The organism is Fibrobacter sp., assembly GCF_017545445.1.
Taxonomy (GTDB): domain Bacteria; phylum Fibrobacterota; class Fibrobacteria; order Fibrobacterales; family Fibrobacteraceae; genus Fibrobacter.
Genome location: NZ_JAFWOM010000004.1, coordinates 24,147 through 33,059, shown reverse-complemented (window position 1 = coordinate 33,059; position 8,913 = coordinate 24,147). Strand labels below are relative to the sequence as shown.

Below are 8,913 nucleotides of genomic sequence, written 5' to 3'. Positions count from 1 at the left end.
CCGTCATGCCGAGGTCCTTGAAGCTACCCGTGTGGGAGTTACCGCAAAGCTTCACTTTGAGGCTTCCGATGCCTAAATCTTTTGCGAGCGGAGCTGCGTCAAAAAGCGGGCTCCAGCCTTCGCGCATGGTGACGATGTCTTCGACCGGCATGTCCGGGAGCACCATTTCACGCTTGCTCCAGATACCGCTCATGTCTTCGGGCTTGAAGCTCATGCGGCGTTCGGCAAAGAGCTTCTTCCATTCTTCGGGGCTCTTGCTTGCAAGTGCTGCGCGGTCGTGTTCGACTTCGAGCAGGCTCCCATCGACCTTGCTGCGGTAAATGACGTCGGTCAGCGGGTAGGTGTCGTCGCCGTTGATGTTTCTGAAATGAGCGTTAAACTGAGACATAATTTCCTCTTTAATTTTACGTCGCAAATATAGAAATTTAGACAAGAGGTGAATCGCTGGATCCCCTCAAGTCTATTCCTGAAAGTGGCTGGGGACTCCCCAAATATGTAAAAATTAATTTTATGCGTTGCTGTACTGAAATTAAGTAGTTTATCATTCGGTGATTTCATCCTTCATGTCTGTTGGTGGATAGGAAAGGGAGTCCATATATTTAGGGAAATTAAAGATGTGGAAAATTGGGCGTTTTCTATGTTGTGCTTTGTTGTTTTTGGCTGGGTGCATGTGGCCGCTTGAAAACCCAATGGCGTTTAGTAATGTTTTGATTTACAGTAGTAAATATGAATTAAAAAAGGATCAACGCTTAAACTCTGTTATTTATGTTGGTAATCCTGTTAGACAAGTCAATGATTGTTTGATTAAGCAAGAAAAAGATGGTCATGTAGTGACAGAAACTATGCTTGGTGGAACTTGTATAGATGGCTGTATTGTACAGTGGCTTGTCGATTCAAATGTTGTTGACCAAATAAGTTTGCAGGAGTTGACTAATGGTAATGATTATAAAGTAATAGATTTACTCGTTAAACTTGAAGAAAAAAGATTTTTTTTAGGTCCACCTAAAGGAAATCATTGGGAAATAAATTTGGATTCTTTGAAAAAATTAAATTGATATCAGTATAGGAGAAAAATATGCAGAACAAGGTTTCGTACATCGTTATTATTGTGCTCGCATTCGTGTGCCTGATTCTTTCGATGAAACTCGGGCGTGACGACCAAGCGAACAAGGGGAATGTTGCGGCATCGACGGCTCCTGAGGTTGCGAGCGAACAGACTAAAGTCAAGGACGGCTGGAATGTCATCTCGCTTTCGACGAGTGAGCAAGAGATGTTTCTCGCTGACGAGTACAAGATAACGTTCAAGATTGTTCAAAAGCATAAGGAAAAGAGCCGCGCTTTTAACTTGCTGAACGAAAGCCGCGAAAAGTTGCTTTCGATGTTCAAAGAATTGAATGTCGAAAAATCAAGTTACGACATGCATTCGATGAGCATTTCTACCGATGTTGATTATCTCAAAGGAAAAAGAATTTTGCTAGGCTACGTGGCCCAGCAGGTTATCGAAATCAAGTTACCGAACAAGTCCCGTACCGACGAAGTCGAACGCAAATTGGCGACTCTCGATTTTGTAGATGAACTTAAAACTGTTGGCGGATTGAAAAATGCAGATTCGCTAGAGGTCGAAACGATAAAGCGTGCTTGCAAGAAGGTTCTGAAAGAGGCCGATGTATATGCCCGGAGCGTCGGGGCTACGGCGGGGAGAATTCTAGCTGCCGAAGGCAATTCCAACGTTAAAGAGTATGCGAGCTATTCGGATTCCGTTTGCATCCGCGCAGAATTGAATGTGTCTGTGCAGCTAAAGGGACGTGATGAACCCAAGCAATCTTATGTCCAGGTGAGTCAGGATGAATCTAAGAAATTCTTGGCGGACCTGTTTACTATTTCTGCGGGGGCGGTGGTTGATGGCAATAACAGGGATGAAATCTACAACCAAGTGGGGCGTGTGAAGGATTCTATCGTTTCGCTTGCTAAAAATTTGGGCGTTGCCGAATCCGAAATAGAAGTCCATACCGCAAGGATTGGAATCAAGTCAAGATGGGATATGGAAAACAATGCGCACAAGAAGAGCCGTTTTAGAGCCCGCCAGTTTGTTACGGTCAATTTTACGTCCAAGCAGGATGCGGCGGCTTTTTTGGCGGAGGTCGGTGGTGCGGACAATATTGTTGTTAGTGAAATCTCGTCCGTGTTGAAAAATCGAGATTCCCTTCAGGTCCTCGTGACCGAAATTGCCGGGCGTAAGGCCATGGCTCGTGCGACGGCGATTGCCGAGGGCTTTGGTGGAAAACTGGGCGATGTTGTTTTTGTGGGGGACAACTCTTCTGAGGATTACAATATTGTCAACGAGATTTCTTATGAATCCAATGCCAGGGGTAGGACCGTTCTTGGAAACAGACGAGGGCTTTCAAGTAGTTTTGGTGGAGGCTTGGCCGGTCTTTTGGGAGGTGGCGCCGGTGACATGATTGCGGATTCTGTCGAGGTCAGTTCTCGCGTCAATGTGGTCGTCGAACTGAAGTAAAGTGGTTTTTCTTATAGAAAATGACTATTTTAAATCCATAAAAGTTGGCCCCGGCCCTTCGACAAGCTCAGGGACCTAAGCCGGGGTGACAAAATGATATCAAAACATTAAAAAGAGGGCTAAACAATGATATCAAAACTGCTAAACATGGTTTATTTGATAGCGCTTCTTGTTTGCGTTATTTTCCTCATCCGCACGGTCAAGGACGATCGCGCTGCGGTGGTTCCGACGGTCAATGCCAATGGCACTACGACAATCGAGGTCCCGCGTATCGAGGTCTCGGCGTCCGAAACCAAGAAGTTCGCCGCCGACAAGTTCGAGATGGGCTTTAGCCTCGAAATCCGCGGCAAGGACAAGGAAGCTGTCTTTAAACGCATTTCGGAACGCCGCTCCGTGATTTTTGAAAACGTCAAGTCGCTGGACATTCCGCAGTCCGACGTGGAACAGAATAGCGTCGATATCCGCAAGGAATGGACTTACCGCAACAACAAGCGCGAACTTGTAGGCTATGTGGCGACGCAGAGTTTTGTCATTACCGTGAACAGGAAAATTGATGCAGCCGCTCTTGTGCAGGCTCTTTCTCCGGAACCGGATGTTGAAATCCGCCGTACGTCGGCTGGGCTCAAGGACGAAAACGCCGTGCAGTCTAAAGTTATCAAGGCTGTGGGCGAAAAGGCTAGGAACAAGGCAAAAGAATACGCCGAAGGCGTTGGAGCTAGCCTTGGCCGAGTGCTTCAAATCAATGGCGAAGGCGGCGGTGTCTATTACAGGCCGATTCGCCTCCGCACGAACGGTCTCATGATGGCGAAATCTGCAATGATGGACGGTGCTGCGGAGGCTGCAATGCCTGACGAAAGTGCAATTGCCGATTCCGTCGAGGTCAGTGCTTCCGTCCGCGTGACGTTTGAACTAAAGTAATTCTAACAAACTTTTTTCGTAATCCTGGGCCGCCTTTTCGAGGGCGGCCTTTGGCATATCCGGGCTGCACCCGTAAAAACCGAGCGGCTTAAACCATTTCATGCCGGCGGCGTTCGCGGTCATTTCGAACGGGATGAGCATTTCTTCTGCCGTGAAGCGGTTGAGGCCTTCGTGGGTGTAGTGTTCGGCGGCGGCGCCTGCGGTAAACACGACGCGTACGGGCATCCCTTTCAGAAAGTTGTCGGCACTATAGACAATTGGACTCATGACTTGGTCTTGCCAGTCGCGCAGACTTGCGGGGGAGTTGTACCAATATATAGGGAACTGCCAGACGATCGCTTTAGACTCTCGAAGTAAATTTTTTTCAACATTTAAATCGAAATAACCATTATTTCTGTTTTTGTCAAGGTGGTGAAAACAAAAATTTGGATTTTTCCTGTTGATATCCACTAAGTATTTGTTAAACATTGAGTTACAAATGTTAGGATGCGATAGAAGAATTGTGATTTGATTGTTCATTATTTTTTTCTGTTGATAAGTTTATGATATATTATAAAAAAATTACAACTTTAATGGAAAAAATACTCCAAAATGGTTCAAGATTTATTATACTTGTAGTGTTGTTGACCTACATCTTGTGGGTGTGGTCCGATTTCGAACACAAGATATAGTAAATTCTTTGAAATTTGACTATATTTGAGGAAAAGGGATTTGAAGGTTTTTTTTAGATGATCTTTACAGTAAAGAAGCGTGACGGCCGCGAAATGCCGTTCAACATTGAGAAGATTGCGGATGCCGTTATCAAGGCTTTTAGAGCCTCCGGGGAATTGAACGAGCAGATCAAGGCTGCACAGTCGCAGATGAATTTGCTTGGAAACGATGACCTTCTGACAAACGTTGCTCTAAAAGTTGCTGCCGAAGCTGTTGGCCACTTGGAAGCCGAAAACAAGACGAAGCCGGACATCGAAGAAATTCAGGATGCTGTAGAAAAGGCTTTGACCGAAGGTGGTTACGCCGATACTGCCAAGAGCTACATCTTGTACCGTGCTGAACGCACCCGTGTGCGTGAAGTCAATACGCGCCTCATGCATACGCTTCACGATATCACGTTCAGTTCTGCGAAGGAATCCGACCTCAAGCGTGAAAACGCGAACATCGACGGCGACACAGCCATGGGCACGATGCTCAAGTACGGTTCTGAATCCGCAAAGCACTTCTACACGATGATGATGCTCAAGCCGGAACACAGCCGTGCTCACATGGATGGCGACATTCACATCCATGACCTTGATTTCTATTCCCTCACGATGACTTGCTGCCAGATAGACCTCATTAAGTTGTTCAAGAATGGCTTCAATACGGGTCACGGTCATCTTCGCGAACCGAAGGACATCCGCAGTTACGCAGCTCTTGCCGCTATTGCGATTCAGTCTAACCAGAACGACCAGCATGGCGGCCAGTCTGTGCCGAATTTTGACTATGCCATGGCGAACGGCGTGCGCATCACGTACCGCAAGGCCTACCTTTCGAACATGGTGAAGGCTCTTATCCTTTATACGGGCAAGGAAGAAGAGGAAATTTTGCCGGTCGTGAAGAAGCTTCATAGCGAAATGGCCGAAATGGGCATGGTCGCGACGCTCGTGCCGAACGAAAAGTTCCGGGAAACAGAAATCCGCGAACTTTCCAAGACTTACGATGCTGAAATCGTGAAGAAGTCTCAAAAGTTTGCCGAACAGCAGGCTTACGAAGAAACGGATAAGGCAACGTTCCAAGCCATGGAAGCGTTTGTCCACAACTTGAACTCCATGCACAGCCGTGCCGGTGCCCAAACTCCGTTCTCTAGCATCAACTATGGCATGTGCACGGAACCGGAAGCCCGCATGGTCATGAAGAACTTGCTTTTGACGACCGAAGAAGGCCTCGGCGGTGGCGAAACGGCTATCTTCCCGATCCAGATTTTCCGCGTCAAGGACGGCATCAACTTGAATCCGGGCGAACCGAACTACGATTTGTTCAAGCTCGCGTGCCGCGTGAGTGCAAAGCGCTTGTTCCCGAACTTCAGCTTCCAGGACGCTCCGTACAACTTGCAGTACTACAAGCCGGGGCATCCCGAAACCGAAATTTCGTACATGGGCTGCCGTACCCGCGTGATTGGCAACAATTACGACCCGAGCCGTGAAATTTCTTATGGCCGTGGCAACTTGAGCTTTACCTCGATTAACCTCCCGCGTATCGCCATCAAGATGAAGTCCGTCGATTTGTTCTTCAAGGAACTCGACCGCATGATGCAACTCGTGAGCGACCAGCTCATGGAACGCTTTGCCGTGCAGAGCCGCCGCAAGGTCAAGAACTTCCCGTTCCTCATGGGACAGGGCGTGTGGATTGATTCCGACAAGCTCGGCTGGGAAGATACCGTGGGTGAAGTCATCAAGCATGGTACACTTTCCATCGGCTTTATCGGCCTTGCTGAAACGCTCGTGATGCTTACGGGCAAGCACCATGGCGAATCCGATGCCTCGCAGGAACTTGGCCTCAAGATTATCGGCCACATGCGTGAATTCTGCGACAAGGAATCCGAACGTCTTGGCCTCAACTTCAGCTTGCTTGCAACACCGGCTGAAGGCCTCTCGGGCCGTTTTGTGCGCATGGACAAGAAAAAGTTTGGCATTATCCCGGGCGTTACCGACCGCGATTACTACACGAACTCTTTCCACGTGCCGGTCTATTACAAGATTTCGGCCTTCAAGAAGCTCTCGCTCGAAGCCCCGTACCACGCGCTCACCAACGCTGGCCACATCAGCTATGTGGAACTCGACGGCGATCCGACGCAGAACTTGGAAGCCTTCGAAAAGATTGTGCAGCACATGGCAAAAGTCGGAATCGGCTACGGAAGCATCAACCATCCGGTGGATCGCGACCCGGTTTGCGGATTCGTGGGCGTGATTGGCGACGTCTGCCCGCGCTGCGGACGTAGCGAAGGCCATGCGATTTCGTGCGAAAAACTCGAAGAACTTAGAAAGAAATTCCCAGGAATGCCCGCATTCAGAGGGATTAGGTAAAGTGGTTAGTAAATAGTGGTTGGTAAACAGGATTGCAGTCATCCTCGCGTAGCGAGGATCCATACATTACCTGATTGCTGTGTATGGATTCTCTTCGAAGGATGACGATGCATAACTTCTAACCACTGCCTACTGTTAACTGCCAACTGCGGCGAAGCCGCAAACAAGGAGAAACCAAATGTCAGAAAAAGAACTCTCTCAGTATGGTGAAGGTGTCGGATTTGAACGCATCCGCCGCATTACAGGTTACCTCGTCGGTACAGTCGATCGCTTCAACAACGCCAAGCGTGCCGAAGTCAACGATCGCGTAAAGCACGGTGTGTAATAAAAGAGGTTATAGGTAATAGGGGTTAGGTATTAGGAAAAATCGCGGCAGAGCCGCCTTATAATGGACGCGAGAAACGCGTGATAGTGATCCTAAGACCTACAACCTAAAACCTAACAACCTTAAAGCGAGCTTGCGAGCTTCCTCACCATGTCCGATTATCCTCCTTTACGTATTGCTGGAATCGAGCCGGAATCGTTTGTCGATGGTCCCGGAATCCGCTTGACTGTGTTTACCCAGGGCTGCCACCACAACTGCCCTGGTTGCCAGAATCCGCAGACGCATGATTTTGCTGGCGGACACTTTATCGAGCGCGAAGCCATCATCACGATGATCAAGGAAAATCCGCTGCTGGACGGAGTGACGTTTAGCGGTGGAGATCCGATGGACCAGGCGGCGGCACTTGTTCCGCTTGCCCGCGAAATCAAGGAACGCGGACTCAATCTCGTGATTTTCACGGGCTATACGTACGAACAGCTGATAAAGCTGACTCCCGAAAAGCCGGAGCTTTTTGAACTCCTTTCGTTCGCGGATATTCTGATTGACGGCCCGTTCATCATGGCGAAAAAATCGCTTGAACTCAAGTTCCGCGGTTCATGGAACCAGCGCATTATCGATGTGCAGAAGAGCCTCGTCGAAGGCCATGTGGTGATTCACCAAATCCAGCTCGACGAAATGGCGGAACATCCCGACCGCGAATACAATACGTAAGCGCTATGGGCTTTGGGGTCGAGCCTTCGGCTCTTTGAGGTCGCTTCGCTTTGAGAATGTCATGCCGGCCATAGTGCCGGCATCGCCTTTTTTAGGGGAAAATCCAAAAGGACGAGTTCAGCTCGTCCTTTTGTTATTTCTTAGTCACTTATTTTTGCTCATCAGTCGTTTGGTCTGTTGTATTTCTTTTTGCAAGAGCTGCATTCGGTCTTCGAGTTGTTTTTTGGAGGGTAGTGCGTCCTTGATTCGGATGTTGTTGTAAGTGGCGATGCCCAATGGTGTGCCAAAGCCTTGAAATGACCATTGTACATCAGTGCTGTTCATATCGGAGCAAATCAAAAGTCCAATCGTTGGATTGTCATCTGAACTTTTCAATAGATTGTCAACTGCATTCACGTAGAAATTAAGCTTGCCGACAAATTCTGGTTCAAAAGGTTTTGCTTTCAGTTCGCATGCAATATAACAACGCAAACGGATGTGATAAAACAGCAGGTCGATTTTGCGAGAGTGTCCACCTACAAGGATTTCTTTTTGGCGACCGACAAATGCGAATCCCGTGCCCATTTCAAGAAGAAGGTTTGTCACATTTTCTGTAAGGGCATTTTCAAGTTCGTTTTCGTCATAAATTTCGTGACTTACTGTAGCAAAGCCGAAATCGTAATTTTCTTTTAGAACCTCTTGAACTAGAGAGCTTTGCGACGCTGGCAAATTGCATGTGAAATTATTCTTAATCTTGCCCTGATGTTTAAAAAGGTTTGCCTTTATGCAGTTTATGAGGGCATCGCGGCTCATTCCTTGTTCTATGACTTTGCCGATGTAGAATAGGGCTTCTTCGACCGATTTGCATTTGGAAATGATTTCTACATGGTGACGCCAAGGGACGAATGCAAATTGCTGGGGAAATTCTCTACCAGCTTGGTAGAGTTTTTCTGAGGAGCTTTTTTGGGTATAAAATAGATACCATTTTTTCATAAACCAAAGATTTGCTGTAGAAAATCCGTCGGCGTTTGGAAAAGCCTTTTTTAAATCAAGGCTGACTTGTTCTACAACTCCGCTGCCCCAGCGTTCTTCGGCTTTTTTCTGTACCAAATCACGACCAAGCTGCCAGTTGAACATGAGCTTTTCTGCATTTACCTTGACTGCGGCCTTGGTCTGTGCGGACCGGTAACGGTCTTTCAGTTCCGCAATCCATGTGACGTATTCGTTGTCGAGGTGGATGTCGTGCGATTGAACGATGCGAGATGTTTCTGCTTCTGAATTATTTTTCTTGCGATTCATGTTACATAATTCCTTCTTTTGCTGATAAAAATAATGCTTATGTGCAAAGAGCGCAATAGCTCGAACTTTTGCGACTAATTTGCGTAAGTTGGCATAACTCGCAATCT

The 8,913-nt window shown here is 47.6% G+C and carries 8 protein-coding genes and 1 pseudogene; 6 read left to right on the top strand and 3 right to left on the bottom strand.

Translation table 11 applies throughout. The features are described from left to right. Positions 1-388: pseudogene (locus IKG78_RS00380) on the bottom strand (threonine synthase); the annotation flags it as partial. Positions 389-668: 280 nt separating this feature from the next. Between IKG78_RS00380 and IKG78_RS00375 the strand changes: the two are divergent. The 3 genes from IKG78_RS00375 (at position 669) to IKG78_RS00365 (ending at position 3,433) form a co-directional block, all read left to right on the top strand. Further along, entirely contained in the window at positions 669-1,055 is a 387-nt protein-coding gene (locus tag IKG78_RS00375; protein WP_290937996.1) for a hypothetical protein, read from the top strand. Between the two features lie 20 nt (positions 1,056-1,075). Beyond that, entirely contained in the window at positions 1,076-2,515 is a 1,440-nt protein-coding gene (locus IKG78_RS00370; RefSeq protein WP_290937993.1) for an SIMPL domain-containing protein, read from the top strand. 126 nt (positions 2,516-2,641) lie between these two features. Continuing rightward, the gene (locus IKG78_RS00365; protein WP_290937991.1) at positions 2,642-3,433 is read left to right on the top strand and encodes an SIMPL domain-containing protein; all 792 of its coding nucleotides are present in this window, start codon (positions 2,642-2,644) and stop codon (positions 3,431-3,433) included. Here the strand turns inward: IKG78_RS00365 and IKG78_RS00360 are convergent. Then, positions 3,425-3,952 (bottom strand): NAD(P)H-dependent oxidoreductase, encoded by a 528-nt coding sequence (locus IKG78_RS00360; protein ID WP_290937988.1) that lies wholly within the window; start codon positions 3,950-3,952, stop codon positions 3,425-3,427. The genes IKG78_RS00365 and IKG78_RS00360 overlap by 9 nt on opposite strands. Positions 3,953-4,161: 209 nt before the next feature. Between IKG78_RS00360 and IKG78_RS00355 the strand changes: the two genes are divergently transcribed. The 3 genes from IKG78_RS00355 (at position 4,162) to nrdG (ending at position 7,528) form a co-directional block, all read left to right on the top strand. After that, on the top strand, positions 4,162-6,492 hold the full coding sequence (locus IKG78_RS00355; protein WP_290937986.1) for an anaerobic ribonucleoside triphosphate reductase: 2,331 nt from the start codon (positions 4,162-4,164) through the stop codon (positions 6,490-6,492). A 178-nt stretch (positions 6,493-6,670) separates the two neighbouring features. Next, a complete protein-coding gene (gene nrdD / locus IKG78_RS00350) occupies positions 6,671-6,817 on the top strand; it encodes an anaerobic ribonucleoside-triphosphate reductase (RefSeq protein ID WP_041260231.1) in 147 nt (48 codons plus the stop codon). Positions 6,818-6,967: 150 nt separating this feature from the next. Continuing rightward, the gene (gene nrdG, locus IKG78_RS00345; protein WP_290937984.1) at positions 6,968-7,528 is read left to right on the top strand and encodes an anaerobic ribonucleoside-triphosphate reductase activating protein; all 561 of its coding nucleotides are present in this window, start codon (positions 6,968-6,970) and stop codon (positions 7,526-7,528) included. Between the two features lie 144 nt (positions 7,529-7,672). Here the strand turns inward: nrdG and IKG78_RS00340 are convergent, their stop codons facing one another. Next, positions 7,673-8,806 carry a PDDEXK nuclease domain-containing protein gene (locus IKG78_RS00340; RefSeq protein WP_290937981.1) on the bottom strand — a complete coding sequence of 378 codons (1,134 nt, stop codon included), beginning with the start codon at positions 8,804-8,806 and terminating at the stop codon, positions 7,673-7,675. Between the last annotated feature and the right edge of the window lie 107 nt (positions 8,807-8,913).